This is a genomic window from Amycolatopsis sp. NPDC003865 (genome assembly GCF_053605345.1).
Map to the genome: position 1 here is coordinate 104,419 of NZ_JBSGJA010000002.1, position 26,982 is coordinate 131,400.

The 26,982-nt window shown below is 72.0% G+C and carries 22 protein-coding genes and 1 tRNA gene; 8 read left to right on the forward strand and 15 right to left on the reverse strand.

The window, feature by feature from the left end; all coding sequences use genetic code 11:
• Positions 1-74: 74 nt before the first annotated feature.
• The 9 genes from ACWEVP_RS05365 to ACWEVP_RS05405 all read right to left on the reverse strand — a co-directional run bounded on the left by ACWEVP_RS05365 (position 75) and on the right by ACWEVP_RS05405 (position 10,366).
• Positions 75-1,865, reverse strand: a complete 1,791-nt coding sequence (locus ACWEVP_RS05365) for a sodium/solute symporter (RefSeq protein WP_452061404.1) — start codon at positions 1,863-1,865, stop codon at positions 75-77.
• Positions 1,866-1,895: 30 nt separating this feature from the next.
• Complete coding sequence (locus tag ACWEVP_RS05370; RefSeq protein ID WP_452061405.1) at positions 1,896-2,429, reverse strand: hypothetical protein; 534 nt, start codon at positions 2,427-2,429, stop codon at positions 1,896-1,898.
• 13 nt (positions 2,430-2,442) lie between these two features.
• Positions 2,443-3,279, reverse strand: coding sequence for a LytR/AlgR family response regulator transcription factor (locus ACWEVP_RS05375; RefSeq protein ID WP_452061406.1), 837 nt, complete (start codon positions 3,277-3,279; stop codon positions 2,443-2,445).
• Between the two features lie 82 nt (positions 3,280-3,361).
• The gene (locus ACWEVP_RS05380) at positions 3,362-4,753 is read right to left on the reverse strand and encodes a glycoside hydrolase family 16 protein (protein ID WP_452061407.1); all 1,392 of its coding nucleotides are present in this window, start codon (positions 4,751-4,753) and stop codon (positions 3,362-3,364) included.
• A gap of 157 nt (positions 4,754-4,910) precedes the next feature.
• The gene (locus tag ACWEVP_RS05385) at positions 4,911-5,756 is read right to left on the reverse strand and encodes a S49 family peptidase (protein ID WP_452061408.1); all 846 of its coding nucleotides are present in this window, start codon (positions 5,754-5,756) and stop codon (positions 4,911-4,913) included.
• A 19-nt stretch (positions 5,757-5,775) separates the two neighbouring features.
• A complete protein-coding gene (locus tag ACWEVP_RS05390) occupies positions 5,776-7,092 on the reverse strand; it encodes a histidine kinase (RefSeq protein WP_452061409.1) in 1,317 nt (438 codons plus the stop codon).
• A gap of 291 nt (positions 7,093-7,383) precedes the next feature.
• The gene (locus ACWEVP_RS05395; RefSeq protein ID WP_452061410.1) at positions 7,384-8,244 is read right to left on the reverse strand and encodes an Fpg/Nei family DNA glycosylase; all 861 of its coding nucleotides are present in this window, start codon (positions 8,242-8,244) and stop codon (positions 7,384-7,386) included.
• A gap of 39 nt (positions 8,245-8,283) precedes the next feature.
• On the reverse strand, positions 8,284-8,718 hold the full coding sequence (locus ACWEVP_RS05400; RefSeq protein ID WP_364463932.1) for a DUF983 domain-containing protein: 435 nt from the start codon (positions 8,716-8,718) through the stop codon (positions 8,284-8,286).
• A 103-nt stretch (positions 8,719-8,821) separates the two neighbouring features.
• Entirely contained in the window at positions 8,822-10,366 is a 1,545-nt protein-coding gene (locus tag ACWEVP_RS05405) for a sigma-70 family RNA polymerase sigma factor (protein WP_452061411.1), read from the reverse strand.
• A gap of 188 nt (positions 10,367-10,554) precedes the next feature.
• On the opposite strand from ACWEVP_RS05405, the gene ACWEVP_RS05410 reads away from it, so the two are divergent.
• Positions 10,555-10,627 (forward strand) — tRNA-Gly (locus ACWEVP_RS05410).
• Between the two features lie 113 nt (positions 10,628-10,740).
• On the opposite strand, the gene ACWEVP_RS05415 is transcribed toward ACWEVP_RS05410, so the two are convergent.
• The 3 genes from ACWEVP_RS05415 to ACWEVP_RS05425 all read right to left on the reverse strand — a co-directional run bounded on the left by ACWEVP_RS05415 (position 10,741) and on the right by ACWEVP_RS05425 (position 12,054).
• A complete protein-coding gene (locus ACWEVP_RS05415) occupies positions 10,741-10,914 on the reverse strand; it encodes a hypothetical protein (protein WP_452061412.1) in 174 nt (57 codons plus the stop codon).
• Positions 10,915-11,079: 165 nt separating this feature from the next.
• Complete coding sequence (locus ACWEVP_RS05420; RefSeq protein WP_452061413.1) at positions 11,080-11,481, reverse strand: immunity 7 family protein; 402 nt, start codon at positions 11,479-11,481, stop codon at positions 11,080-11,082.
• A 33-nt stretch (positions 11,482-11,514) separates the two neighbouring features.
• The gene (locus tag ACWEVP_RS05425; protein ID WP_452061414.1) at positions 11,515-12,054 is read right to left on the reverse strand and encodes a DUF2716 domain-containing protein; all 540 of its coding nucleotides are present in this window, start codon (positions 12,052-12,054) and stop codon (positions 11,515-11,517) included.
• 134 nt (positions 12,055-12,188) lie between these two features.
• Here ACWEVP_RS05425 and ACWEVP_RS05430 point away from each other — a divergent pair, with 134 nt between their 5' ends.
• On the forward strand, positions 12,189-12,863 hold the full coding sequence (locus ACWEVP_RS05430) for an alpha/beta fold hydrolase (RefSeq protein WP_452061415.1): 675 nt from the start codon (positions 12,189-12,191) through the stop codon (positions 12,861-12,863).
• Here ACWEVP_RS05430 and ACWEVP_RS05435 read toward each other — a convergent pair.
• From ACWEVP_RS05435 to ACWEVP_RS05445, 3 genes are all read right to left on the reverse strand, one after another.
• A complete protein-coding gene (locus ACWEVP_RS05435) occupies positions 12,848-14,314 on the reverse strand; it encodes a serine/threonine-protein kinase (RefSeq protein WP_452061416.1) in 1,467 nt (488 codons plus the stop codon). The two genes, ACWEVP_RS05430 and ACWEVP_RS05435, sit on opposite strands and share 16 nt — an antisense overlap.
• Positions 14,315-14,379: 65 nt before the next feature.
• Positions 14,380-14,985, reverse strand: a complete 606-nt coding sequence (locus ACWEVP_RS05440) for a hypothetical protein (RefSeq protein ID WP_452061417.1) — start codon at positions 14,983-14,985, stop codon at positions 14,380-14,382.
• Between the two features lie 115 nt (positions 14,986-15,100).
• Positions 15,101-16,855, reverse strand: coding sequence for a hypothetical protein (locus ACWEVP_RS05445; RefSeq protein ID WP_452061418.1), 1,755 nt, complete (start codon positions 16,853-16,855; stop codon positions 15,101-15,103).
• A gap of 163 nt (positions 16,856-17,018) precedes the next feature.
• Between ACWEVP_RS05445 and ACWEVP_RS05450 the strand changes: the two genes are divergently transcribed.
• From ACWEVP_RS05450 to ACWEVP_RS05475, 6 genes are all read left to right on the forward strand, one after another.
• Positions 17,019-18,152 (forward strand): hypothetical protein, encoded by a 1,134-nt coding sequence (locus tag ACWEVP_RS05450; RefSeq protein WP_452061419.1) that lies wholly within the window; start codon positions 17,019-17,021, stop codon positions 18,150-18,152.
• A 131-nt stretch (positions 18,153-18,283) separates the two neighbouring features.
• Entirely contained in the window at positions 18,284-19,498 is a 1,215-nt protein-coding gene (locus ACWEVP_RS05455) for a hypothetical protein (RefSeq protein ID WP_452061420.1), read from the forward strand.
• Complete coding sequence (locus ACWEVP_RS05460) at positions 19,491-22,220, forward strand: glycosyltransferase (protein ID WP_452061421.1); 2,730 nt, start codon at positions 19,491-19,493, stop codon at positions 22,218-22,220. The genes ACWEVP_RS05455 and ACWEVP_RS05460 overlap by 8 nt, the downstream gene beginning before the upstream one ends.
• Complete coding sequence (locus ACWEVP_RS05465; protein WP_452061422.1) at positions 22,217-23,509, forward strand: alginate O-acetyltransferase AlgX-related protein; 1,293 nt, start codon at positions 22,217-22,219, stop codon at positions 23,507-23,509. Before ACWEVP_RS05460 ends, ACWEVP_RS05465 begins: the two co-directional genes overlap by 4 nt.
• 14 nt (positions 23,510-23,523) lie before the next feature.
• Positions 23,524-24,684 (forward strand): hypothetical protein, encoded by a 1,161-nt coding sequence (locus tag ACWEVP_RS05470; protein WP_452061423.1) that lies wholly within the window; start codon positions 23,524-23,526, stop codon positions 24,682-24,684.
• Between the two features lie 5 nt (positions 24,685-24,689).
• Positions 24,690-26,978 carry a glycosyltransferase gene (locus tag ACWEVP_RS05475; RefSeq protein ID WP_452061424.1) on the forward strand — a complete coding sequence of 763 codons (2,289 nt, stop codon included), beginning with the start codon at positions 24,690-24,692 and terminating at the stop codon, positions 26,976-26,978.
• Positions 26,979-26,982: the final 4 nt, after the last annotated feature.

Below are 26,982 nucleotides of genomic sequence, written 5' to 3' on the forward strand. Positions count from 1 at the left end.
ACGGAACGTATGGGTCGACCGTGTAGTTCGTAATCCCTCGATCGGGTATTACTTTCTTACTGATTGTCAGCGCATTACTTGCGGTGCCGGCCCCGGCCGGCGATTCGCGTCTTTTCTTCGGCTTGTCCGAATCGCGCGACCGCTCTGTCCCGCATGAACCCGAGCGGATCGGGTGCGTGCAGCCGCAGCATGATGTCGTGCACGTGGTCCGGACGCCCGTACCCGGTCACGCGGCTGACGAGGTACGTCGTCACGAACGCGACCGGCACGGTGATCAGCGCCGGCTGGTTGACGAACCACGGCGCCCAGCCGCCGGTGTAGCCGCTCACCACGTTGACTATCAGCGCGGCCAGCACCAGCCCGCCGCCGACGAACATCCCGGCCAGCGCACCCGGCCAGGACAGCTTGCGCCACCAGATGCCGAGCACCAGCAGCGGGCTGAACGTCGACGCGGCGAGCGCGAAGGTCAGCCCGATCGACAGCGAGATGTCCTCCGGCCGCAGGGCGACCGCCAGCCCGATCGGGAACAGCGCGACCAGCCCGGTCGCGACGCGGAAGTCGCGGACGCGGCCGGGCAGCAGGTCGGTCGAGACGACGCCGGCGACGCTCACCAGCAGCCCCGACGTGCTCGAGAGGAACGCGGCGAACGCGCCGGCCGCGGTGACCGCGCCGAGGATCTGGCCGCCGACGCCGGGCAGCATCGCCGAGGGCAACCGCAGGATGGCCGCGTCGGTCTTGCCGGTGACCAGCAGCTCCGGGACGTACATCCGGGACAGCGCGCCGATCAGCGTCGGGAAGAGGTAGAACAGGCCGAGCAGCAGCAGGACGTGCACGGTGGTGCGGCGCGCGGCCTTGCCGTCGGGGTTGGTGTAGAAGCGGACCAGCACGTGCGGCAGGCCCATCGTGCCCAGGAACGTCGCGAACATCAGCGAGTACGTCTGGAGCAGGTCGGTGAGGCTGCCTGACCCGGGGTGCAGCCAGTTCGCGTTGTCCGCGACCGAGTCGCTGACCACCGGCACCGGCGTGCCGGCCAGGAACTTCAGCTTCGTGCCTTCGGAGACCTGGTGCGGCGCCAGCGGGGTCCAGTGCGTCGGCCCGGCCGCCGGGCCGTTGTCGGTGCGGCCGTAGGCCCAGAGGTAGGTGTCGCCGCGGACGGTGAGGGTGACGTCGGTTTGGACGTCCACTGTGGTGTCGGTCGGGAACACCGGCGGCGCGGCCGCGCCGAGCGGGCGGAAGCCGTCCGGGCCGCCGCCGGCGAAGAAGACCATGCACAGCACGAACGCGGGGACCGCGATCGCGAACAGCTTGAGCCAGTACTGGAAGGCCTGGACGACGGTGATCGCGCGCATGCCGCCGGCGATCACGTTGAACGCCACGACGACCATCACCGCGACCGCGCCCGCCCACACCGGCACCGGGATGATCGTCGCCAGCGTCAGGCCGGCGGCCTGCAGCTGCGGGACCATGTAGAGGATCCCGATGAACACGACGAACCCGGTGGAGAACCGGCGGAGGCCTTTCGAGCCGAGCCGCATCTCGACGAAGTCGGGCAGCGTGTACGCGCCGGACCGGCGCAGCGGCGCCGCCACGAAGAGCATCAGCGCGAGGTAGCCCGCGGTGAAGCCGATCGGGAACCACAGCGCGTCGGCGCCGTCCTTGAGCACGATCCCCGCGATGCCGAGGACCGACGCCGCGGACAGGTACTCACCGGAGATCGCGGCGGCGTTGCGGCGTGACCGGACGGTCCGCCGGGCGACCAGGAAGTCGTGCGTGCTCGTGGCCGAACGCGAAGAGCGGTGACCGAGGAAGAACGTCACCACGGCGACCAGCACTATGCCGGTCAACGCCCACGGGTTCAGCTGCACGGGGGAATCCTCGCACGACTCGTGCGGAAACTAGTTTTCGATCATGTCCACGAACGCGCGCTCGTTGCGTTCGGCCAGGCGGTTGTACCAGATGCCCACGCCGAACAGGAACGGAAAGGGCAGCACGCCGAGGATCAGCCAGGCCACCGGGATGCCGACGACGCTCAACCGGGAGAACCCGGGTAGCAGGTAGAACAGCACCGGGAGCGAGCCGAACACGACGGTGACGAGCCCGGCCAGCAGCAGCGCCGTCCGCAGCTGGACCTTCACCAGGTGGTCCTTGACGAGCAGCTTCCCCCAGCTGGTCTGCTCCTCCAGCTCGACGCGGGCGCGCAGGGTGCCGGCGCCGCGGCGGGGGTCGGCCAGGATCACCCGCTCCCGCTTGGGTTTCGCGTGGTGCTCCGGCTTCGGTGCCGGCTCGTTCTCCGGCGCGGGCGGCAGCGATTCGACGACGGCGCGGTCCGTGGGCTGCGGCAGCGGCCGCTGCTGGCGGACGCGCCTGCCGAGCGTCGGATCGGGCTCTCGCACGCCGTTCGCGCGGCGCTCGTAGAAGTCGTCGGTCATGACCGGCCCCGGCTCAGCCGTTCCGGCCCGAACCGACCAGCCGGTCCTTCAGCGCGCGGGTGTGCCGCCGGCTCACCGGCAGCACCTTCTCCTCGTTGCCGATCACGACCTGGTAGCCGCCCTGGCCCATGCGCAGCTCCGTGATGAGCGGCAGCGCGACCAGGAACGACCGGTGGATCCGGACGAACCCGGCCTTCTCCCAGCGCTCTTCGAGCTGGGCCAGCGGGATGCGGACCAGGTGGCTGCCTTCGGTGGTGAACAGCCGCGCGTAGTCGCCCTGCGCCTCGACCCAGCGGACCGAGGAGCGCGGGATGAGCTTGGTGGTGCCGGCCAGCTCGACCGGGATGACCTCGTCGTCGTTCTTCACGCCGGGCTCGCCGCCCATGGCGCCGGGCGGCGGCGCGGCGGCAGCGGCCAGCTTGTCGATCACGCGCGTGATGGCGCGGTCGAGGCGGTCCTGCTGGTAGGGCTTGAGCACGTAGTCCAGCGCGCCGAGGTCGAAGGCGTTGACCGCCTCCTCGGCGTGGCCGGTGACGAACACCAGCGCGGGCGACGGCCGCAGCGCGGCGAACACGCGCGACATCTCCATGCCGGACAGGCCGGGCATGTCGATGTCCGCGAAGACGGCGTCGACGATCGGCAGGCCGCGGTCCTTGCGTTCGCGTAGCCTCGGGTCGTCGGTGGACAGCAACCGCAGCGCCTCGGACGCGTCGATCGCCGGGAACACCTTCGCCACGTGCGGGCTGTTGCGCAGGCAGTGGACGAGTTCGTCAAGACCGTTCGGCTCGTCGTCCACGGCCAGGACCACGAGCTTCCGGGTGTCATCGTGAGCACTCACAGTGAAACGCATCCTGCCCATTGCCGAGTGCAATGTCCAGCCCCCGTCTGCCTGATGTGGGAGAACCCGCGGCCGGGGCCGCGGGTCCCTCGTCTCAATGCACGAACGTGAACCAGTTGAGGTTCACGAAATCCGCGGGCTGGCCGCTCGTGAACGTCAGGTACACGTTGTGCACGCCGGTGACCGCGCTGATGTTCGCCGGGACGGTCCGCCAGCTCTGCCAGCCGCCGGTGTTGCCCACCGCGAAGCTGCCGATCGGCGCGTTGGACCGGCTGTCGAGCCGCACTTCGACGAGCCCGCTGACGCCGGATGCCGCCCCGGACGCGACGCGGGCCTGGAAGTTCGTGGCCGCGCTGCTCCCGAAGTCGACGTTCGGGTAGAGCGCCCAGTCGCCGTTGGCGATCGCGCCGATGTTCTGGCCGCCGCCGGAGTCCGTGGTGGCTTCGGTGACCACCCCGGACTGCTGGCTGAACGACTCGGCCTGGATGGTGCTGTACGCGCTGCCGCCACCGCTGGGCGGAGTGGTCGTGGTCGGCGGGGTCGTCGTGCCGCCACCGCTCCCGCCCCGGGTGGTGACGGTGACGTAGTCGACGACCATCGGGCGCCCGGGCACGATCCCCGGCCCCGGCGTGGTCGTGCCGGAGTTGTTGTTCGGGAACGCGCCGCCGATGGCGACGTTCAGCAGCACGAAGTAGCCCTGGTGGGTCGTCATGTTCGCCCAGGTCGTGGCGTCGACCTGGTTCTGGCTCACCGAGTGGAACTGCTGGCCGTCGACGAACCAGCGGAACACCTGCGGGCTGGTGCTCGCGTCCCACTCGAAGCGGTAGGTGTGGAACGCCGACTGGCACGTGCTGCCCGGGCAGGCGCGGTTGGCGGGCAGGCCGGTCGTCTCGTTGCACGGGCCACCGGGGTTGACGCCGCAGTGCAGGACGCCCCAGACCGAGTTGATCCCGTTGACGTTCTCCATGATGTCGAACTCGCCGATGGCGGGCCAGTTCCAGTAGTTGCCCCGGTAGGGGCCGCCGAGCGCCCAGAAGGCGGGCCAGTAGCCGAGCGCGGCGGCGCCGGTGACGTTCGGCATCTGGATCCGGCTCTCGATCCGCATGACGCCGCCGGCGGGTGGCTTGAAGTCGGTCCGCTGGGTCTCGATCCGGGCGGACGTCCAGTTGCCGGAGCCGTCGCGCAACGGCGTGATGCGGAGGTTGCCGGCGCCGTCCTGCGAGAGGTTGCCGGTGCTCGCCGTGTAGTTCTGGATCTCGCCGGTGCCCCAGTTGGCGGGGCCGCCGGGGTAGCTGTGACCGGTGTCGATGATCCAGTTCGCGCTCGAGGGCAGCGCGCCGGAGCCGCCGGTGAAGTCGTCGGCGAAGACGGTGGTCCAGCCGGACTCGGGCGGCGGGATGGACGCTTCGGCGTTCAGGGTGAGGGGCACGGTGATGAGCGCGGCGCCGACGACGGCACCGAGGGCGAGTCTTCGGGAGTGGGGCATCGGGGACGACCTCCTTGTCGACCGGATTTGTTGCCGTTCACAACAAAGCCCGTCGACAAGGAGACCTGACGCCCCGGCGCGACTCCAGAGGCGTTACGGGAGTTGAGTGATCCAGGTCACAAAGTCTGCCCGGAAGTACCCAAACCGGACAGGCGGCTCAGAGGCCGAAGCGGGACCACGCCGCCTTCTGCGTCACCGCTTCCAGCACCGCCGAAGCCGCCGCCGGGGCACCGATGCCGAGCCTCGCCAGCAGGGCCTTCTTCGGCTCCGCCACCGAGATCTCCGCGTCCGGGAAGCGGTCCGTGACGATCTGGCGGAGGCTGCCCAGGCCATCGATCAGGCCCAGCTCGACCGCCTTCGCGCCGAGCCAGACGTCGCCGGTGAACAGGTCGTCGGTGTCGGCGAGGCGGTCGCCGCGGCGCTCCTTCACCCAGCCCACGAACAGCTCGTGGAGCTGGGCGTGCATCTTCTTCAGCCACTCGACGTCTTCGGGCTTCTCCGGCGAGAACGGGTCGAGGCGCGACTTGTTCGCGCCCGCCGTGTGCAGACGGCGCTCGATGCCGAAGCGCTCCAGCAGCCCCGTGAAGCCGAAGCCGCCGCTGATCACCCCGATCGAGCCGACCATCGACGTGCGGTGGGCGTAGATCTCGTCGGCCGCGCAGGCCAGCCAGTAGCCGCCGGACGCGGCGACGTCCTCGCAGAACGCCAGGACCGGCACACCCTTCTCGTCGGCCAGCTGCCGGATCCGCTCCGCGACCAGCCCGGACTGCGTCGGCGCGCCGCCCGGCGAGTTGATCAGCAGCGCGACCGCCTTCAGCCGCTCGTGACCGAACGCCCTGGTCAAGGCCGATTCCACGGCGGCCAGGTTGATAGCGCCCCGGCCCAGCGGCGATGGCGACGGCGTGATCACACCGTGCAGCTTCACCACGGCCACGACGTCCTTGCGCTCGACCCGGTCGGCGAGCACCGGGATCCGCGAAGCCAGCTTGTCCGTAACGCTCATACCGCCAGGCTAGCCGGATTCAGCCCATGGGGAGGATGCCGGAGCGCGTGCCGTTGACACCGTTCACCTCGGCGCCGTTCAGCTGGGCCGGGCCGCCCTGGGCCGGGACGTCCGCGTCGGCGTCGGCGCTGTAGTCCGGCATGTTCGGCCGGACGCCCGGGACGAACTTCGGCACCCGCAACGTCACCTTCATGCCGGCGCCCGGCGCGGTCTCGACCATCACCGCGTAGTCGCTGCCGAAGACCTGCTGCATGCGCTGGCTGATGTTGCCGAGCCCGACGTGCGCGCCGGTGCTGTGCGCGTTCTTGACGTCCCGCAGCCGCCGCGGGTCCATGCCGATGCCGTCGTCCTCGACGCTGATCAGCGCCTCGGTGCCGTGGTCCTGCGCGATCACCGTGACGCAGCCGCCGCTGGGCTTGCTGGCCAGCCCGTGCTTGACCGCGTTCTCCACGAGCGGCTGGATGATCAGGAACGGCACGACGACGCTGAGCACCTCGGGCGCGATCTTCATCCGCACCTCGAGCCGGCCGCCGAAGCGGGCGTTCTCGATGGTCAGGTAGCGGTCGATGTTGCGCAGCTCCTCGGCCAGCGAGGTGAACATGCCCGACGTCCGGAACGAGTAGCGCGTGAAGTCGGCGAAGTCCTGAAGCAGCTCTCGCGCCTCTTCGGGGTCCGTGCGGATCAGCGCGGAGATCGTGTTGAGCGCGTTGTAGACGAAGTGCGGTGAGATCTGCGCGCGCAGCGCCTTGATCTCGGCCTGCTGGAGCTGGTGCTTGGACTCGTCGAGCCGCGCCAGCTCGAACTGGGTGCAGACGAACTGGGCGACGGCGTCGGCCATCTGCACCAGCCGCCCGCGGGTCCGGCCGACGACGATCAGCGCCGCCTCGGTTTCGCCCTCGACCAGCAGCGGCACGATCACGGCGGTCTTCATCCGGCAGGTGCCGCGGTGGTTGCACGGCATCCGGTCGTGCGCGACGACCTCGCGGCGGTGCTTGCGGATGGCCGCGCCGATCGCGTCGACGAGGTCGACGTAGTGCTCGTTCGCCTCGCCGTCCCACGACAGCAGCGTGCCTTCGCTGTCGGTGATCCCGACGGCGACGCAGTCCAGCATCTGCAGCAGCTGGGTGGTGATCTTGTCGGCGGCGTCCTCGTCCAGGCCGGAGCGGAGGTTCGGCGCCGCCTTCGACATCCGGTGGACGGCCTGCAGCATGGCGTCTTCCACCACGCTGGCCGGCTTGCGCTGCTTCACGAGCAGCACGATCACCGCGATGCCGAGCAACACGGCCAGACCCCACGGAACGATCTGCGCAAGCGGAAACCCGGACACGGCGTCCATGCTCTGCGCTCGACCAACCGGGTGCAAGGCCTGATCCCACTTTCTGTCCAACTGTGATGACCGAGGGTGGGAGTGACCCTACTCAGAGTCCGACGACACCCTTCACCGTCACTGTCCGCAACACGCGGGAGGGGCGCCGTGTTCCACCGGATCCGGGGAAAGCGGCAGGAAGAGGGCGGTGCGAGCGGCGGCGGCACCCCGAGTTGCCGGGGTACGAGCCTTCGACGGCACAGCACGTGCGGCCGAACGGGGGAATCCCGGTGCGTTACGTGGCGACCACAGGTGTCACGGCTACTTCAGCAGCCGCGACATCCGGCGGTCGGCCAGCGGCTTGCCGCCCGTCTGGCAGGTCGGGCAGTACTGGAACGACTTGTCCGCGAACGAGATCTCGCGGATCGTGTCGCCGCAGACCGGGCACGGCAGGCCGGTGCGGGCGTGGACGCGCAGGCCCGAGCGCTTCTCACCCTTCAGGCGCGCGGCCTTCTGGCCCACCGACCGCTCGACCGCGTCCGATTCGATCTCGACGATCGCCTCGGCGAGGGTCTCCAGCGCGCCGTCGTCGAGCTTGCCGATCGTCGCGTACGGGGAGAGCTTCGCGCGGTGCATGATCTCGTCGGAGTAGGCGTTGCCGATGCCGGCGATCAGCGACTGGTCGGTGAGCGCCCACTTCAGCCGCGTGTTCTTGCCCGCGAACAGTTCCCGCAGCTGGGCCGCGTCCAGCGACAGCGCGTCCGGGCCGAGGCGCGCGACGCTCGCGATCTCCTGCGGGTCCTTGACGATCCACACCGCGAGGCCCTTCTTCGTGCCCGCCTCGGTGAGGTCGAAGCCGGGGCCGGTGGCGGACTCGAGGTGCACGCGCAGCGAGATCGGGCCCTTGCCCGGCCTGAGCGGCGCCGCGGCCAGGCCGTCGGACCAGCGCAGCCAGCCCGCGCGGGCCAGGTGGACGACCAGGTGCAGATCGCCCGCGACGACGTCCAGGTGCTTGCCGTGGCGGGTGGCGCCGGTGATCTCGCGGCCGTGCAGGTCCGTCCACGGCGGGGTCGCCGTCTTCAGGACGCTCAGGGATGCGACATCGATGCGGAAGATCGTCTGGCCGACCGCGTTCTCACGCAGGTGGTGCGCCAGCGCTTCGACCTCGGGCAGTTCGGGCATGTCCCCAGTTTCACCCCTTCGGCCGAATTCCGGTACCGGCTACTCGACCGGGTGCAGCGGCCCGTCGAAGTCGGGCAGCGAGTGCCGCTGGATCGTCTTGGAGATCTTCTTGACCTCGCCCTGCACGGTGAACATGCCGCGGATCGTGCCGACCCAGCGTTCGGACGGCCGGTCGTGGTCGCCGTCGGTCTCCGCGACCACGGTCCACGGACGGCGCAGGATCCACCGCAGCGGGAAGAACAGCACCACCAGCAGGAGGGCCAGCAGCACCCACGCGGGGATGTTGACCTCGTTCGGCGTCCACACCACCAGGATCACGGCCAGCAGGGCGGTCACCACGATCATCGCGATGCCGGGGCCGTAGCTGCCCGCGACGTCGTGCTCGAAGTCGTCGGCCGTCGCCGGTGCGCGCCATTCCATCTGGGCACGGACCACCCAGTCGCGGCCGTCTTCGCCGCGTACCAGCCGGTTCATTCAGTTGCCTCCCGGGGCGCCCGCAGGGTGAGCCCCACAACGGTACCGTGCCCGGGCTCGGCGGCGCGAGGGAAGAACCGGACATCCCACCCGGGGAAGTTGATCACTGCTGTTCAGCGGTGGTCGACGTCGAATCCGTCGGTTCGCCCGATTCGGTGACGCTCGAGGCGCTGCTCGGGCACGGCTTGCCGGACGTCGGCGTCACCGTCGTCGACGGCTCGGTCGTCCCGGAGCCGTCGGTCGGCTCGGGCTTCGTCGGGGCGGTCGTCGTCGGGACCCCCGGCCGGTCGGACGACGACAGCTCGGGCGACCCGGCGCTGTCCGGCGAGGTCTCTTCGCTGGTCGTCGTCATCTCCGTGGTGCTGGAGTCGAGCCGCGGCGACGTCGACGAGTGGTCGGGCGTGCTGAACGTCGAAGACGTCACGTCGTCGCGCGGGGTTTCGCCGCCGGTACCCGGCTGCTCACCGGCGCCGGTGTCACCGGCCGGGACATCGCCCACCGGCACGGACGGCACCTCGTTCGCCGCGACCTGCTTGGCACCGCCGCGCGGCCGCGCCGGGACGGCGACCCCGACGCCGCGGCCGTTGAGCACGCCGAAGCCGATCCGCGGGTCCTGCTGCGGCTGCGGGGGCGGCTGGTGGTGCGACTCGGCGGGCGGCACCACGACGAGTTCGGGCGCGCCGCCGGTCAGCCCGATGTCCTGCGCCGGGGTCGACCCGAACAGCACCGGGCCGGCCGCGACGCCGACGGCACCGACGGCCGCGGTGGACGCCAGCGCGAGCCCGATCTTGACCTTGGAGCCGACCAGCACGCCCTTGATCGTCGTGCCGAGCCCGGCCAGCACGCCGCCGCCGCTCGCGGCGGCCCCCGCGGCCGGCACCAGCAGCACCAGCACCCCGGCGTGCGCGCGCAGCGACGAACAGACGTCGCGCAGCTCGTCCTGGGTCGCGCGGCACGACGAGCAGCCGTGCAGGTGCGCCTTGATCCGCTCGGCCTCGGCGCCGGTCACGCTGCCCGCGGTGAACCCGCCGAGCTTCTCGACGACCGCGCGGCACGAATCCGGCCCGCGGTTCACCGAAAGGTGTGCCTGCAGGTACGCCGCGCGCAGGCCCTGGCGGGCACGCCGGGCCAGCGCCGCGGTCGCGTTCGCGCTCAGTCCGAAGTGGGTGGCGACCATGGCGGGCTGCTCGCCCTCGACCTCGGTCTGCCAGAGGACGGTCCGCCACCGCTCGGGCAGGCTGGTGAACGCCGTCGTGATCAGCGTGTGCTCGGCGGTGCGGGCGTGGGTGTCGGCACCCGCGCCGGCGCGGAAGGTCAGCTCGTCGTCGGAAACGGGGACGTCCCGGCGGGCACCGTGCCACTCCCAGGAAACGCGGCGGGCGACGGTCAGGAGGTAGGCGCGGACGTAGTCTCTGGGGCCGGCGCCGCGGCGGAGGGCCTGCAGGACGCGGAAGAACGTCTCCGCGGTGATGTCCTCGGCCTCGGACCGGTCTGCGGCCAGGCTCTGGGCGAGCCGGCGGACGGCGGCGGCGTGCAGCTCGAACAGTTCCCCGAACGCGGCGTCCTCGCCGTTTCGCAGTCGTTGCAGCAGTGCCTGCTCGTCGGATTCCGAGGCCGCTGGCGGCGGCACCGTGCCCAGCTCGGTCATCCGGCCCGGCACCTCCTCCCCGAAGGTCTCCCCATTCGGTCGAATGGGGACACCATACGGAGGGATTCAGCCGTCGTCACCCCTTGTACGCCAGCTGTGACACCGAAGCACCGGGTCAGGGCACCGGGGGACCCGCTCATCGGAGCGGTTTTCGCTTGGTATAGAGTGCTCTTCAACAGCAACGCAGTGCGGATGTAGCGCAGCTGGTAGCGCATCACCTTGCCAAGGTGAGGGTCGCGGGTTCGAATCCCGTCATCCGCTCAAGATCGAAAAGCCCCTGCTCGGGATAGCGAGCAGGGGCTTTTCGCTGTCTCGGGCCGGTGAGCGCCGTCACACGACTTTCGTTGCTCTTCGATACCACCTCTTCGGGTGACCTACAGCGCGGACGCTTTGAACGGGTCGTGCTCGGCGAGGAGCTTGTCGAGCCGGGCCTGGTCTACGCGGGAGACCACCGATGTCTCGTCCTGTCTGTCGCGGACGCACTTGGCGAGCGTGAAGGTGGAGGTGACCAGGTAGAGCGCGCCGCGGGCGAGGTCCCGGCGGGACAACCCCCGCGCGTAGGCAGCCCCGCCCTCCCTGGGGGGCGTCCCCGCTTTCAGCGTATCGGCGGCGGCCGGCAAAAGGCGGGGGTGGGACGCGTCGCGGGCCCGGTTGTCCACATTCGCGGGTGGCTGTGGACAGTTCGCGAACGAGAGATCCAGTCAGCCGGGCGGCTACAGCTCGTAGACGTCCAGGACCGTCGGGGCGACCGGGGTCAGGTGCGGGTCTTCGCGTTCCGTCACCTGGCCCCGGGCCATGCGGTACACGCGGAACTCGTTGTCGTGCTCGGGGTCCTGGTCGTCCCACACGTGCAGCAGGCCGTACGAGCCCGCCGCCAGCTCGCCGACCCTCGTGAACAGCTCCAGCAGCTCCGGGCCCAGGCGGCCGCCGTGCTTGTCGAAGCCGCCGAAGTGCAGCATCGGCATGCCCGCGCTCCACCTGAGATCGACCAGGTCGAAGTCACCCGCGTCGCGGATCGCGCGGTGCACGCGGTCGACCAGGCGCTCCAGGAGCGCCGCGTCGTCGTCGCCGCTCGCGGTCGCCTGGATGGTCACCCAGCCGTGATACTCGAACACCCGCAGAACGGTAGCAAGAGATCAACGGCGAGCTCAGCGGGCCAGCGCGGACGGCTTCCCGTCGCGGCGAAGCACGTTCGTCAGGACGCCTTCGCCGTGCTTTTCGAACGCCGTGACGAGCTTGTCGCCGAACACGCAGAGCGTGCGCTCCCACGGGTGGCCGAGCGTGCCGAACGAGAAGTCCGACGCGAGGAACAGGTGGTAGTCGGCGCGCGGGAACACCGGCACCGGCCAGCGCGCGCCCTCGGTCATCCGGTGCGGGCGGACGCGGAAGGACTGGTGCTGCCAGTGCAGCGCCCACATCCAGTCGTCCGGGCCGCAGACCTCGCGGAACGCGGCGAGCGCGATGGCCGCGACCTGGTGCTCTTCGACGGCGTACGGGCCGAGGCGGAACTCGGCCGACGCGCGGTCGAGGTCACCCGGCGAGAGGTCCCAGGTCCGCGACGGCGCCGGCTCGCGGAAGCCCGGCCAGGCGTGGGCGTACGTGCTCGGCCAGAACGCCAGCTTGTCGTACACCCAGTACCAGGCGGGTTCGTCGGCGACGCGGGAGACGGGTTCCCAGGCAGCATTCACTGTTACGACCTCTGACTCGGCCGGGCACGGAAGAACACGCGAAAGCTTCGTGTTCGCCCTCCGGTTTGTCCAGTCCTCGTCCGCTCGCCGCGAACTGTGTCACTCGACCGGGTGGGTTCTGTCAGGTTGTCACCATGCGAATCGTCTTCGTCCACGGTGCTTTCGTCCGCGACGGCGCCTGGTGGTGGCGGCCGACGGCGGACGTGCTCGCCGGCCGCGGTCTGCGCAGCTCAGCGGTCGTGCTGCCGAGCTGCGAGCGCGAGCCGCGCGGCGATCTCCACGACGACGCCGCGGCCGTCCGCGCGGTCCTCGACGCCTCCGACGAGCCCGCGCTGCTCGTCGGGCACTCCTACGGCGGGATGGTGATCACACAAGCGGGCAACCACCCCGCGGTCCGCCGGCTCGTCTACGTGACGTCGTTCCTGCCGGACGCCGGCGAGTCGCTCGCGGGCTTCGGTGGCAGCGAGCCGTCGCCGTGGCACGTCAGCCACGGCGACGGCACCGCGAGCGTCCGCGAGGAGTTCGTGCGGCCGCTGTTCGCCCAGGACTTCGACGACCCGACGTACGCCGGTGCCGCCGCCCGGCTCACGCCCCAGAACGAAACCGTCTTCGGCCAGCCCGTGACGACCGCTGCCTGGCGGGCGGTCCCGTCCACCTACGTCGTCTGCGCCGACGACCGCGCGACGCTGCCGGAGACGCAACGCGGGCAAGCCGGGCGCGCGACCGACGTCGTCGAGCTGCCGGTGGCGCACCACCCGTTCGTCACGCGGCCGGAACTCGTCGCCGAAGTGCTTCAGACGATGACGTAACCCAGCAGGAACTCCTTGGTCTTGCCCTCGCAGCCCGCGTCGAGCGAGTCGAAGTGGCTCGCGCCCGCGTTGCAGCGGTAGATCGCGCGGGCGTCCGCCCAGGACGGCGGGTTCGCGTAGATGTGGCCGAGCAGGCCCAGGGCCTGCTGGCCTTCGCACTTGCCGCTCTGGTCGGTCGAGGTGAACCAGTCCTTCTGGTCCTTCACCTTGCAGGCGAACAGTTTCCGCGTGCCCGGTTCGGCCTTCTCGACGAGGGAACCGAAGATGCCTTCCTTGGTGAAGCCGGCCGGCGGAGCGACCTTCTTCGTCCCGCTGAAGTGGCCGCCGTCGGGCTGGTGGTAGCGGATCAGCGGCACCTCGGCCGGGTGCGGCTTGTCGGCGGTGGTCGACGACGACGGCGAGGTGGTGGAACTCGGGGACGGCGTCGGCTTCTTGGTGCTGTGCTTCGGAGTGGTGGTCGGCGTCGCGGACGTCGACGCGGGACCGGCGACGGGCACGGGCGTGGTGCGGTCCGGCTTGAGGAGGAAGACCGCGCCGAGCGCGGCGATCACCGCGACCGCCACCCCGGTCAGTACCAGCGGCAGACGACGCTTCTTCTTCGGCCGACCGTCCACTGTGGCCGGTTCCGGCGTGGCGAGCCACGCGGTCCGCGACGGCGGGGCCGGAACGCCGGTGCGCGCGATTTCCAGCAGCCGCCGCAGGCCGGGCGCGGTCAGCCGGTCCGAAGTGGACTGGGTGAGCAGCCCGCGGACGGCGTCGGCGAGCGGGCCGCGGGTGCGCTCCAGCACAGGCTGGTCGTACATGATCGCGTGCAGGGTCGCGGCCGTCGTCGTGCGCTGGAACGGCGCCCGGCCCTCGGCGGCGTGGAAGAGCGTCGCGCCGAGCGACCAGAGGTCCGCCGCCGGCGACGGCCCGGCCCCGGCGAACAGCTCGGGTGCCATGTACCCGGGCGAGCCCATGACACCGCCGGTCTGCGTCAGCGACGGGTCGTCCATCGCCCGCGCGATGCCGAAGTCGGCGAGCTTCACGCGGTCGCCGGGCAGCACCATGATGTTGCTGGGCTTGACGTCCCGGTGCACGATGCCCGCCGCGTGCGCGCTCTCCAGCGCGCCCAGCACCTGCAGGCCGAGCGCGGCGACGCGGCTGTTGTCCAGCGGCCCTTCGCGCTCGATGACGTCCGCCAGCGTCGGCGCGACGACCAGCTCCATGACGATGAAGGTGGCGCCCTGCTCGCTCACGACGTCGTACACCGTGACGACCGCGGGGTCGTTGAGCCGCCCGGCCGTGCGGGCTTCGCGCATGACCCGCTCGATGTTCGTGCCCGGCGGCGTCGCCAGCTCCTTGAGCGCGACCGGCCGCCCGAGCACCGTGTCTTCGGCGCGCCAGACGACGCCCATGCCGCCGCGGCCCAGTTCGGCCGAGATCGCGTACCGCCCCGCGACCACTCTCATCGTCGCCCCCTGACGTCCGGGGCGATGCTAGGGGAGGCGCCGGGCGGGCCCGGCGCCTCCCCGGCTCAGGCGGCGTCCCAGAGCGTGAGGAACGCCGAAGCCTCGCTGCGCGCCCAGGGTCGCAGCCGTTCGCGGTCGCGCGCCGAGAGCTGGAACTCCTTGCTCCGCCGGACGTCGATCACCAGGGCGTGCCCGCCCGGCAGGAGGTCGGGCATCGCCTGCTCCAGCACCCACAGCGCGAGCTGCGCGGACTCCTTCGCCAACGGCTCCTCCTTGAAGTAGAGCCAGGTCGCGTACCGGCGGCCGTCGCTCTTGCGGAGCCCGATCTGCGGGCTGACGCCGATCTCGAGGTCACCGATCCGGCAGCGGCCGCGCCCGACCTCGACCAGCCGCGGCGACTTCCGGCCGAGCCAGCGCAGCCAGCCCTCGGCGATCGCCGCGTAGTGCGGTTTCGTCCTGTCGTCGGCGGCGTTGACGAGCGCGCGCAACGCGGTCGCGTCCTGCCCCGCCGCCCGCCCGGACCGCACGGCGTTGGCCGCCCGCCGGTAGTAGTTGAACGCGGCTCGCGCCGGGTCCTCGTACTGCCGGCGCTGCCGCCGGACGAACGACGACCGCGACGGTCCGTTACTCGCGCTGTAGCCCACGAACGTGGACAGGGTGATGTAGGCCATGGCCCTGCCTTCCTCCATCGGCCACCCGCGGACGCGGGCGGCATTTCCCCTGGACAACGCCCATTTTAGAACATATGTACGACAGTTTCGGGGTCCGATAGGGCGACAGCGGTGACTAGCGCAAGCTGAACGTGACGAGGTCGGTCGAGTCGGTGCGAGTGATGCCCAGCCCGTCCAGCGGGCGGGTGAGCACCTCCGCGTACGGGCCGCCGGCCGCCGCGGCCTTCAGCAGGACGACCTGGCCGACGCCGTACTTCCGCAGCACCGCGACGCTGCGGGCGTCCGGGAACGTCTTCGTCGCCCGGACGATCTCGCCGTACTGCGGCGGCAGCAGGCCGTTGTGCCCGTTGACCAGCGACGGGAAGCCGTCGGTCGACCAGAGCTGGTAGACGTACTCGCTGAACTCGCCCAGCCCCTGCCGCACCGGTAGGACCAGCGTCGGCGGCGGCGAGCCCTCGAACGTCCGGGCCAGGTCGGGCGGGATGCCCGCCGGGGACGAGTGCGGCTCGGCCGGGACGCCTTCGAGCAGCGCCAGCAGCAGCGTGACGCCGATCAGCGCCCGCAGGTAAGGCGCGTCCTGGCGCTCGCGGACCAGCTCGCCCCATCTCGTCACCGCACCCGCGGCGAGCAGCGCCAGCAGCAGGATCACCCACAGCATCAGCCGGCCCGGCGTGCGCAGCGCGTCCCAGCCCGGCAGGAAGTGCCAGAGCGGGTAGTAGGTGGCGTACCCGCCGAAGAACTGCGAGCCGAGCGCGAGCACCGTGCCGATCACGACGCCCGCGCCGAGCCAAGCCCGCACCCGGACCGGCCACGCGCTGACGAACAGGCCCGCCACCGCGGCCACGAGCAGGGCCAGGCCGGGGAACAGCAGCTTCTCGGGCGCACCTGTCGCCGACAGCCACCCGGGGTCGGCGAACACGCCGCTCTTGAGGTTGAACGGCCCGTGCTGCCAGAACCACGTCTCCGTCGGGGCGGCGACGAGGCCCTGCGGCGGCGGGGAGAACTGCTGCACCTCGTGCCAGGAGCGCGTGAAGCCGTACTGGTCGACGACCCGGCGGTACGGGATGGTCATCAGGTAGGTGACGACGGCGAACACCGCGATGCCCGCGCCGTCGGCGACCGCCGTGCGGGCGCCGAACCGGCGCCGGTGCCGGACCGCCGTCACCAGCAGGACGACGCCGACGACCCCGAGCAGGTAGGCGAACGGCAGCCCGATCGCGAAGCCCAGGGTGATCTGCCAGGCCGCGACCAGCCAGCCCGCGAACGCCCACCACGGCCGGGCCTGCTCGGGGCGCCACCCGTGCCGCAGCGAGAAGCCGTGCCCCCTGGCGAGCGCGAACAGGGCCAGGGCGATCCCGCCGGTGGACAGGATGTTGAGGTGGCTCGCGTGGCTCAGCCGCCAGGGCGCCCATGCGAACGCGAGACCGGCCAGCACCGCGGCCGGCCAGGTGCCGCCGAGCTGGCGGACGAGGACGTACGCGCCGGCGTAGGCGAGCGCGCAGGCGATCAAGTAGGCGGCGTTGTAGCGCAGGAGCGCGGCGTACGGGCCGTCGCCGAAGAGGCTCAGCGGGAGATACCCGAGCAGGGAGTCCGAAAAGGCGTAGCTCCCGGTCGCCGGGTACAGCGTGTTGCCCGTCCACAAGTCCCCGCCGGAGGTGAGGAAGTGGTGCTGCCAGGCCAGCTGCCACGCCTGCAGCAGCGGGTCGCCGGGTTCGCCCGCGACTGTCGACTTCGGATGGAGCACGACCGGGAAGTTGAACACCGCGGCGAGCAGGAACCCGGTGAGCACGGCGAAAACGCCCTCCCGCGCGTGCCCGCGACCGGCGCGCCCGCGCGCCACGACGGCCCGCGGCCGCTCGTCGGTGATCAACGACGTCCCCTCTCGATCGCCTCCCCCGTGCTCGGTGCCCACCGGAAGGACTCCCGAAACGGCGCCGCGTGCGCTACGTTGCCGATCAACTTCAAAACGCAACCTCGCAGGTCGGCCACGCGTGCCAGACTGATGCCCCGAACGGTGGATGGGGGTCGGAACCATGAGCTGGCAGGAAGAACTGCGCCGTCTCGACGCGGACCTGGCGGCCGGCCGGATCGAACCCGCGGCGCACCGCAAGCAGCGCGAAGAGCTGCTCGCGCAGGCGTCCGGGTCCACCGTGCCGTCACCGGTGCCCGCGCCACTGCGCCGTCCCTCCTGGCACAGCGCCAACCCCGCGGCGAGCCCGGTGCCGCCGGTGACCCCGGTCCACCCCGTCACGCCGCCGCCGGCCCCGCCGCCCGCGCGCGTCGAGGTGCCGTGGGCGCGGCCGCCGAAGCAGCCGTCCGGGCCGCGCTCGTTCCAGACGCCCGCGACGAACGCGGTGCCGCCGATCCCCGACCACATGACGACCGCGCCCAGCCCGGCCGACATCACCCCGACCCGGTACCTGGCCGTCGACGGGCAGGTACCGGGCGCCGCCTCGGCGAGCCGGTTCCCGCCCATCGACCCCGGCGGCGCCGCACCCGCGGGCCAGGACCCCGACGACGCCGGTGGCAAGCACCGGTGGAACGACCCCGCGCGCAAGCCGACGTGGCTGTTCGTCGGCCTCGGCGTGCTGCTCGTGCTGGTGATGGTCGTCGGCGTGACGATGTGGCTGGGCTCGGACGACGAGCCCGGCGGGCAGGCGAGCGGGCCCGCCACCGTGCCGAGCACGTCGGCGTCCGGGCTGCTCGGCGGGGTCGAGGACCGGCTGCCGAAGCTGCCGGGCACGCAGAACTCCGACAACTCGACGATGTCGATCGACCGCGCGGTCGAGCTCGGCGTGTTCCCCCGGCCCACGGCCGACGTGCTGCGCCGCAACGGCGCCACCGAGGTCGTCTTCCGCGGCTCGGCCGTGGCCGCGGGCAGCAACCTGCTCATGGTGGCGCCGATGCCCGGCCCGGCGAACGCCGAAGCCGCCGTGGAAGCGCTTTACACCAGCGCGCTCTCCAACGGGTTCAACGCAGTGCAGTCCGACCTGCGCACGGCCGTCGCCACCTCGGGTGACACGCAGGTCAGGGCCACGTGGTACACCTCCGGCGGCATGGTCGTGAACGTCGGGGTTTCGCAGACCCAGAAGCTGGGCGACGAGGCCCTCACCGCCCGGCTGGGCCAGGTGCTGGAGGACCTGCGCGCGGTCCTCCCGCCCGGCTGATCCGGACACCGCGCGCACATCCGCCGGGTCCCGGTCACGAAACGACCCTCGGCCACGGCACCGGTCGGCCCTGCGTGCAGAATGTGCGTGAGTCTGCGAGCACGGGTCCGCGACGAGGAAGGGGGGCAGGTTTGTCCTGGCAGGAGGAACTTCGCCGGTTGGACGAGGAGCTGGCCGCCGGCCAGATCTCGGCCGACGACTACCGGGCTCGACGAGACGCCGTGCTGTCCTCCGCGGTGAACGGCGAGCCCCAGCAGGCCCCGCAGAGCGGCGGATCGGCCGACAGCACCCAGATCATCACCCCGGTCAGCCCGCCGCAGGGCCAGCCGCACCAGCAGCAGCCGGGCGGCTCCGAAGCGGACCGGACGCAGATCGTGAGCAGCGCCGACGCCTCCGGTGGCGCCGAGCGCACCCAGGTCGTGTCCGGCATGCAGCAGCAGCCGCCGCCGTACCAGCCGCCGTGGTCGGCGGACTCGGCCGAGCGCACCCAGGCCGTGCCGGGCGTGCCGCCGCAGGCAGTCGCCTCCGGCGGCCTGCGTCCGGGCGGCCCGAATTCGGGTGGGTTCCCGCAGCAGCAGCCACCGCAGCAGCAGCCGTGGAACACCGGCGGCAACGCGGCCCCGCCGTGGGGCGCGAGCGAGTACCCGCAGATGGCACCGGGCCCGGAGTGGGTCAGCCAGGGTCCGGAAACCTTCGAGACGACTTCGTCCGGCGGCAAGAAGAAGGTCGTCATCGCCGTGGTCGCCGTCGTGGTGGTCGCCGCGCTCGGCGTCGGCGGCTGGCTGATCTTCGGCAAGGACTCCGGCGGCCAGCAGAACCCGCCGGTGGCGAGCTCGTCGTCGCCGGCCGCGCCGACCAGCACCGTCCGGCCGAAGGACGACCTGGAGATCGCGAAGCTGCCGGCCCCGCCCGGCGAGAAGACCGACATCCAGACGTTCGCGGACGTCGAGCGCGCGGGCTTCCTCACCCCGGAGGAGAACGCCGTCTACAAGACCGCGGGCGCCTCGAAGGTGCGGATGGCCGCCGCCGGCCTGCCGGACACGGTCAAGGCGCTGGTGCTCACCGCGCAGACGACGTCCAGCAGCGCCGCGACCGTGGCCCGCGACGACCTGGCCGAGCTCCAGACCAAGTTCACGATGAAGCCGTACACCGGTGACGTGCCGGACGGCGTCAAGGCGTCGCAGTTCGCCAAGTCGGCGGACTTCCCTGCCGTGATCCGCGCGCACTACGTGCACAAGGGCACGCTCGTGCGCGTCGAGGTGTCCGGTTCGGACCTCGCGAAGATCAGCAGCGTGTTCGACGACATCCTGGCGGCCCAGCTCGCGGAGCTGCCGGCCAATGGCTGAGCGCGCCGGCCGGGTGACCACCGCCTGCACGGTGGTCACCCGGGCCGGCCTGCCGTCGGCGCGGGTGCTCGCCCGGACCTACCGGGCCCACCACCCCGGCCACGGGTTCCTCGTCCTCGTCGTCGACGGGACCGGCAGCACCACCGAAGACGGCTGCCGCGTCGTCGGCGGCGACTGGCTCGACCTCGACCGCGACGAGTTCCACCGGATGGCCACCTGGTTCTCCGCGTCCGAGCTGGTCGAAGCGGTCAAACCCCTGCTGCTGCACCAGATCCTCGAAGACGCCGACGTCGCGGTCTACCTCGGCTCGCAGATCCGGGTCTTCGCCCCGTTCGCCGAGCTGACCGCGCAGGCCGCCGAACACGACGTCGTGCTGGCGCCGCGGGTGCTCGCCCCGCTGCCGCAGGACGGTCTCGAACCCGGCCGCAGCGCCACGGACAGCGCTTTCCACGACGACTTCGTCGCGGTCGGCAAGGGTGCCCGGCCGTTCCTGATCGCGTGGGCGGACGGCCGCCGGTACGCGCCGGTCCCGCCGCCTTCGCACCCCTCGCCGCCGGTCGAGCACTTCTTCGACCGCGTCCCGGCGCTCTACCGCAACTTCGTCACCCGCGACCCCGGCGTGGCCGCCGGGTTCTGGAACCTGCACGAGCGCAAGCTCGCCGAGGGCCCGGACGGCGGCGTGACCGCGGGCGGCACCCCGTTGCGGTTCTTGAACTTCTACGGCTTCGACCCCGACCGGCCGTGGCTGCTGAGCAGCCAGTGCCCGGTGCGCCCGCGGGTCGTCCTCTCCGCCGATCCGGTGCTGCGGAAGCTGTGCGACGAGTACGCCGCGGAGCTGGCCGACGCCGGGCACACCGACGAGGAAGTCCCGTACGGCTTCGGCAAGCTGCCCGACGGCACGCCGTTGACGACGCCGATGCGCACGCTCTACCGCGACACCTGGCTGCGGGCGCACCGCGCGGCGACGACCCCGGCGCAGTTCGCGCCCACCGTCGTCGACGAGATCCCGCCTCCGCCGTTCGGCGAAGACCGTGGCGAGGCCTTCCGCGACTGGCTGCGCGCCCCCGGTTCGCCGATGGCCCGCTCGGCCGGGCTCAGCAGGCTCGCGCTGTGGCTGTGGGCGAGCCGGATCGACCTGCAGACGGCGTTCCGCAAGCCGGAGCACGCGGACGGCCCGGCGTTCCGGCAGTGGTGCGCCACGCACGGGATCGACGAAGGCCTGCTGCCCGGCTGGGCGCTGCCCACCGAGCCGCCCCCGGTGGCCGGGCCGGTCGACGAGTTCGGCGTCAACGTGTCCGGGTACCTCACCGCCGAGCTGGGCCTGGGCGAGATGGGCCGGATCATTCACCGCGCGGTCGCCGCCGCGGGCATCCCGGTCGTGTCGGTCGTCGAGTCGCGGTCGCTGTCGGCGGCGGTCCGCACCGGGCTCGCCGAGCCGGACACCGTGAGCAGGCCGCGGTTCCCGGTCAGCATCCTCGCGGTCAACTCCGACTACACCGGGCTGCTGCTCGACAGCCACCCCGAGCTCGGGCACCGGCGGTACCGGATCGGGCTGTGGGCCTGGGAGCTCGAAGACTTCCCGGACTCGATGCACGGCGGTTTCGACCTGGTCGACGAGGTGTGGGCGATCAGCGACTTCACCCGCCGCGCGATCGAGCCGCACTCGCCGGTGCCGGTGAAGACGTTCCCGATGCCGGTGCTCGACCCCGGCGTGCCGGAGCGCGTGCCGCGCAAGGCGGGCGACCCCGTCCGGTTCCTGTTCGCCTTCGACTTCAACAGCACGGGCCAGCGCAAGAACCCGTGGGGCGTGGTGTCGGCGTTCCAGCGCGCGTTCCCCGGCCGCGACGACGTCCGGTTGGTCATCAAGGCGACCAACGGGCACCTGCACGCGGCCGCCGTCGAGCGGCTGCGGTACGTCATCGGCGACGACAAGCGCATCGACCTGCTGGAGGCCTACCTCAGCCTCGAAGAGCTGAACAGCCTGTACGCGACCAGCGACGCCTACGTCTCCCTGCACCGCAGCGAAGGCTTCGGGCTGACCGTCGCCGAGGCGATGGTGCGCGGGCTGGCCGTGATCGCGACCGACTACTCCAGCACCACCGAGTTCTTCCACGACGGCACCGGCTGGCCGATCCCGTACCGGATGGTCGAGGTCGGCGAGGGCTGGGCGCCGTACCAGCCCGACGGGCTGTGGGCCGATCCCGACCTCGACGCCGCCGCGAAGGCCATGCGCGAGGTCGCGGACGACCCCGCCGAGGCCCGGCGCCGGGGTGCGGCCGCCCGCGCCCACGTGCTGCGCGTCCGGTCGATGGACGTCGCCGCCGCGTGGGTCGAGACCGAGCTTCGCGCCGCGTACGCGAGTTGGCGCCGACGGGATCCCGGCGAGGCGAGCCACGGGCCGGCTTCGCCGCTGGCCCGCGCCGAAGCCGCGCTGCAGTGGCAGCCGGACCCGGACAGCCCGCACCGGTTCCCGCTGGCCCCGGTGTTCCGCCGCGCGATCCGGCGGGCGCTGAGCCACTACGACGGCACCCAGCGCCGGATCCTGCGCACGCTCACCGAAAGCACCGGTGAGGCGATCAGCGGGCTGGCGGGCACGATCGACGAGAAAGCCACCGCGCAGGACCGGCGGCTCGGTATCCTCGAGGCCGAGCTCGCCCAGCAGAACGCGCGCCTCGAGCGGCTCGAGGCGCGGCGTTCCGACGACCCCCGGCCGCCGGCATGACCCAGCAGAAGACGCCCCAGGCCTCGCGCGCGCTGCCCCCGGTGCACGAGGCCTTCCTGCCCCGCGAGCACGCCCTGCACCGGCCGCGGCACGGCCGCCGCCAAGCTGTCGCGCTGGCGTGCGCCGCGGTGTTCTTCGCGACGCCGGTGCTCGCGTCGATCGCCGGGGTGCACCCCGGCCAGTTCGAAAACCGCGCCCTGACGGAGTTCCCGAGCATCGGGCAGGGCTGGTCGTTCTTCCCGCAGCTGGCCCAGTGGGCGACCGACCACCTCGCGTTCCGCGAGCAGGCCGTGCACGCCGCCGACGGCATCAGCCGCGGTGTCTTCGGGGAAGCCCCGCCGCTGGGCGGGCAGCCGCAGGCGCCGGAGGGCCCGATCCCGGCGCAGCCGAGCACGCCCGCGCCGGTCGTCAACTACCCGAAGGTGCTCGAGGGCAAGAACGGCTGGCTGTACCTCGGCGACGAGATCGCCAGCCACTGCAACCTCAGCAAGCCGCTGGACCAGACCATGGCCGAGCTCGATCGGCTGCGCGACGGCGTCCGGGCGTCCGGCCGCCAGTTCGTCGTGGTCATCGCGCCGGACAAGACGACGATCGCGCCGGAGTACCTGCCCTCGGCCTACGCGGGCAAGGAGTGCCGGGAGCGCACCGCGGCCGAGTTCTGGCAGCGCGTCGACGCCGACAACGCGATCCTCGACCTGCGCGGCGGGCTCGAGGAGCAGGGCCGTCAGGTCGGCGCGCCGGTGTACGGACCGCAGGACGCGCACTGGTCGGACGAGGGCGGCATGCTGATGGCCCGCTCGCTGGCCGAGTCGATGAGCCCGGGCAGCACCGCGTCCTGGGTGATCAAGCCGAGCGACCCGTGGCAGATGGCGGCCGACCTGCCGCCGCTGATCGGCCACACCGGCCAGACCAGCGGCCGGCACTACGAGGTGCTGACCGACGGCAAGCGCGACCAGACCCGCGAGGTCCTCAGCGACCTCAAGGCTCCGCTGAAGCTGCAGTCGGCGACCGGCACCGGCACCTACCAGGGCTCGGTCGCGCTGCTCGGCGACTCCTTCACCTACCGCGCGCTGCCCTACCTCGCCGCGACCTTCGGCCAGATGACCGCCCAGCACCACAGCGCCCTGCTCGCCGACACCGGCAAGACCGTCGGCAAGATGTTCGCCGACAACAAGGTGGTGGCGATCGAGGTCGCCGAGCGCACGCTCGCCTCCGGCAACTTCGGCCTGCTGGCGCCGCAGGTCGTCGACAACGTCCTGGCCGAGCTCGCGGCCCGCCCGATCCGCTGAAAGATGGACCCCGCATGTCTGACGCCCGTGTCGCGGACGCTCTGAACCGCCTGGAGCAGCACGCCAACCTGCACCTCCCGCTGCGCCGCACCGACCTGCTCGGCCGGCTCGCGCTGCGGTTCCTCTGGCGGCGCCAGCTGAAGTGGCAGGTCGAGACCAATCTGGCGGCCCGTGACGCGGTCAGCGCGTTGTCCGACGAAGTCCGCGCCGCCGAAGGCCACTTCCAGCGCTGGCTGGGCGAACGCGGGGAGCTGGTGCGCGCCGAGTCGCTGCACCGCGAGCTGGAATCGCTGTACCGCAACGACCAGAACCTCGCGGCCGGGCTCAACCAGCGGCTCTACAGCGCGGTCGGCGGGCTGCAGGCCCAGCTGTCCGGCCTGGCCATGCAGGTCACCGAGTCCGCGGACCGCTCCGGCGACGTCGAGTCCCGGCTCAAGGAACTCGAGGCGCAGCTCGATCGGCTGCTGGCCGCGGCCGAGCAGGTCCGGCTGCGGAACGTGCAGGTGGACCTGCTCCTCGACCGGTCCCGCCGCGACGCCGAGCCCCCGAAACCGGTCGAAGCCGTGCCGGACCGCGACTCGTTTCTCGAGATCGCCGTGGAGGCCCTGCTCGACGGGTCCGCCGAACGCGCGCGAGACGCCGTGCGCGCGTACCTGCCGGTCATCGAGGAGGCCCGGAAGGCCGGCGCGACCGGCGCGGTGCTGGACATGGCTCCCGGCCGCGGGGGTTGGCTGGAGGTGCTCGCGGCGGCGGACATCCGGTACCGCACGGCGTCGCCGAACGCCTTGGTGCGCAAGCAGTGCGCGGCCGTGGACGTCCAGGTGACCGACGCCGACCCGATGCGCCTGCTCGAAGAGGCGACCCCCGGTTCGCTCGGCGCGATCACCGCGTTCCGGTTCGCCGAACGGCTCGACCCGGCGGCGCTCGCGCGGTTCGCCGAGCTGGCGGCGGCCGCGCTGCAGCCGGGCGCGCCGCTCGTCGTCGAGACGCCCTTGGCGGGCCCGGACTTCCACCTCGACCCGTTCGCGCAGCGCCCGGTGCACCCGGACTTCCTGCGGTTCCTCACCGAGGCCGCCGGCTTCTCGCACGTCGAGGTCCGCCGGCCGGGCGAGGCGGACATCCCGGTCACCGCGCCCGGCGGGCGGGAGCGGTACTGCCTGCTCGCGTGGCGGTGACGGCCGTGCGCCTCCGGATGTGGACGCCGCTGCCGCCCGAGCGCAGCGGCATCGCCGACTACAGCTTCGAACTGCTGGAGACGATGGCCGGCATCGCGGACGTCTCCGCGGTCGGCCGGTACCCCGGCGAAGCCCGCTCCCCCGTTCCGTTGCTGGGTCCGGACGACGTCGACGATTCCGAAGACGCCGTCGACATCTACCAGATGGGCAACAACACCGAGTTCCACGAGTGGATCTACCACCGGGCGCTCGCGGTGCCCGGGCTGGTGGTGCTGCACGACCCGTCGTTGCTGGACTTCTCGCTGAGCTACCACGGCGGCATCGAGTCGACGGCGTTCAAGGACGAACTCGCCTACGCGCACGGCCCGATCTGGGGCGACCCGGCCGACCCGGCGCTGGTGCTCGGCTGGCCCGCCGTCGACGTCGACGGCGTCAAGCACCTCGACCGGCAGACGATGAGCCTGGAACGACGGATCGTCTCGGCCGGCCGCGGGGTGCTGGTGCACGACCCGTTCCGGGCGCGCCACCTGCGGGAGCGCTACCCCGAGGTGCCGGTGTTCACGGTGTCCTCGGCGGCGCCGGTCATCGACGACGACCACAAGCGCCCGGCGGTCCGGGCCAAGCTCGGCTGGTCCGAGGACGACGTCGTGTTCGGCATCTTCGGCGGGTTCACCGCGATCAAGCGGATCCGCGTCGCCGTGCTGGCGTTCGCGCAGGTCCGGCGCCGGTGGCCGCAGGCGAAGCTGCTGATCGTCGGGCACGCGCGCGAGAAGGACATCGAGGCCGACGTCCACCGCGCGATCGCCGAGCTCGGGGTCGGCGACGCGGTGCGGATCATCCCGAGCCCGGCCATCGAAGAGTTCCAGGACCTGATCGTCGCGACCGACGCGCTGATCGGCCTGCGCTGGCCGACCGCCGGCGAGACGAGCGCGGTGATGATGCGCTCGTACGGCCTCGGCCGGCTGTTCGTCACCAGCGACCTGCCGCAGCACCGCCATTACGACCGGGAGTTCTGCCGGCTGGTCTCGATCGACCCGCAGCGCGAAGCCGTCGAGCTGGTCGCGCACCTCGAAGGGATCGTGTCCTGGCCGGAGGAAGCTCGCGAAGCAGGCCGGAAGGCACGTGAGTGGGTCCGGCAGCACGCGTCCTGGCCGGTCGTCGCGGCGGCTTACCGCGACGCCGCCGAAGCCGTGCGCGGACCGCTGCCGCCGCCGGTCAAGCCGTCGCGGGACCGGCCGGGCGTCAACGTGTTCGGCGACGTCCGCGCGGCCGGCGTCACGGCCGACGCGAACCGGCGGCTGGCGACCGTGCTGGCCGAGCGCCTGCCCCGGGCGACCTTCACGGAGTTCAACACCCGCGTGCCGGACCGGCCGTACGAGGTGCCGCGCGAACTGGCCGACCTGCGCAGCGGCAAGGACTACGCCGCCGACCTGTGGCTCGTCGACGCCGCCGACTTCCCGCTGATCCCGAAGCACTCCTTCGACCGCTACACGATCGCGCGGTGGACCGGCGAGCTGCCGGACGTGCCCGCGACCGGGCTTCCCCAGCTGTCCGATGTGGACGAACTGTGGGTGCCGTCGGCGCTGGCCGCCGGGCTCCTGCGCGGGAGCACCGACATCCCGATCACCGTGGTCCCCCTGGTGGTCCCGGCCGCGTCCCCCGAAGGCGACCGCGCGCGGTTCCGGCTGCCGGAAGACGAGCTGGTCGTGCTCACGACGTTTTCCGACGCCGAGCGCCAGAACGCGCGGGCGGCGATCACGGCGTTCCGGCACGCCTTCCCGACGGGCGGCGCCCACCTGGCGGTAGCGACGGGCAAACCGCCGTCGTGGCTCGAAGCCGAGGTCGCCGCAATCGGCGGCACGGTCCTGTCCGAAGTGGACCGTGGGCTGCTGCTGGCGTCGTGCGACGTCTACCTTTCGCTGCACCGGTTCGAGACGTTCGGGCTGGACCTGGCCGAGGCGATGGCGCGGCGCAAGCCGGTGGTCACCACCGGCCACGGCGGCAACCTCGACTTCATGCCGCCGGGCTCAGCCGCGCTCGTGGGCTTCGAGACGTACGTCGCGAAGGACGCCGAACCCGGCTTCACCAACGGCTTCACGACGTCGTACCCGCTCGGGCACCCGTGGGCGGAACCCGACGTCGACCAGGCCGCGCAGTGGTTGCGCACGCTCGCCGCGAAGCCCGCGTTGCGGACGTCGATGGGCGAGCGGGCCGCGGCCGCCGTCGAAGCCGTGTGCGGGCCGGACGCCGTCGCGGACGTCGTGCTCAGGAGAATCGCGGCCCTCCCGAAGTAAGGGC